The organism is Streptomyces sp. W16 (genome assembly GCF_033194735.1).
Taxonomy (GTDB): Bacteria; Actinomycetota; Actinomycetes; order Streptomycetales; family Streptomycetaceae; genus Streptomyces.
In genome coordinates, this window is record NZ_JAWOAI010001064.1 from 1 (window position 1) to 1450 (window position 1450).

Below are 1450 nucleotides of genomic sequence, written 5' to 3' on the forward strand. Positions count from 1 at the left end.
GCGCAGCACGGGCCGGTCCGCGACCACCACGCCGACCGCGGCCAGCGCGAGCCCGAGGAACAGCCCCAGGACGAGTCCGACCACGCCGTCGGTGACGAGGGCCTTGGGCAGGGAGTGCCGCACCGCGCGCGGGGCGTCCACGATCTGGGTGCCGGCGACGAGCTGGGGTGCGCCGACCCGGGCCTCCTCGGCGCGCTGGCCGAAGTCGGAGATCTGTGAGGTGAGTTCGGCCCGCCGGGCGAAGAGCGATTCGAGGTTCGCCGAGTCCTTGGGGTCGGTGTCGGGCGTCCGGCCGTTGATCGTCTTGTTGACGTCGGCGAGTTCCGCCTGCATCCGGGCCTGCTGGTCGAGCAGGCCCTGGGCGTTGGCGTTGGCGATGTCGTTGATGCGCTTGGCATGGTCCGCGACGAACGCTTGGGCCAGTGCCTTGGCCCGGGCCACCGCTTCCGCGTCGGTCTTGCCCGTCACATCGATCTCAAGGACGTTGTTGGTCAGTCCGGTGCCCCGGTAGTCCTTCATGAAGTCCTCCGGTTTTTCCGGGGACTTGAGGATCTTCAGGGCCTGGCCGGCGATCCGCGAGGTCGCCAGCAACTGGGCGTCGGTGCGGATCAGCGTTCCGGTGTCGTTCGGCTGGTCCTCCTGGTGCGCGACCAGCACCTTGGTCACCGCGGCCGGTGCGGGCGGCAGCAGGACCGCCACGGCCGCGCCGGCCAGCATCCCGAGGAACGCCATGACGCCCCACAGACGGCGGCGTCTGCGCACCGCGACCACCAGCGCCTGGAGGTCGAGGAGCGGGGTGGCAGCCGACGACTCCGAAGTCGTGCTCGTCGTCACGCTGGATCTCCTGTCGCGTGGCCATGGACCGCGAACGTCAAAGTGGCGTCGTCGGAAAGTCGGTCGGCGGTTTCCGCCGGTCGGGGTCGGACCGTGCCGGCGACGACGACGCCGACGAGGTCGTGCCCGCCGTCCGCGCACGCCTCGGCAATGCCGGCGAGTTCCGCGGCGGTCCAGCTCCCCGGGCTGAGGACGGCCAGGGCGCCGGACTCGGTGTCGCGGTCCGGCACGATGGGCCGGTCCACCGAGACCTCCACCACTCGCAGCTGCGGATCACCGGTGGCTTCGGCGACGAGCTGTCCTGCGGCCAGCCGGGCGACCTCGTCGCCTTCCGGTACGACGACCAGCAGCCGCCGGGGGGCGGGCAGTTGGTCCCGGAGGCGGGCGCACACCCGCCGGTAGCGGATGCGCCTCTCGGTCTCGTCGCCGGACCGCTGCGGGGTCGGTATGTCCCATCGGATGTCGGTGCCGAGAAGCCGGCGGATCCGGGCCCGTGCGCCGTGGCTTTCGGGGTGGTGCCCGTGCCGTTCGTCGGGCACGTCGACGGTGCCGAGGAACGGCGAGTCGAGCGCCGCGGCGATCTCCGGTTCGGTGCGCAGCCGGCGGCTCACCCGTG

The 1450-nt window shown here is 72.1% G+C and carries 1 protein-coding gene and 1 pseudogene; both read right to left on the reverse strand.

Annotated elements, in window-relative coordinates:
* On the reverse strand, positions 1 to 834 hold an 834-nt coding region (locus tag R6V09_RS53080; protein WP_317888547.1), incomplete at its 3' end, for a Wzz/FepE/Etk N-terminal domain-containing protein.
* Positions 831 to 1450: pseudogene (locus R6V09_RS53085) on the reverse strand (polysaccharide biosynthesis protein); the annotation flags it as partial. The gene R6V09_RS53080 and the pseudogene R6V09_RS53085, both read right to left, overlap by 4 nt.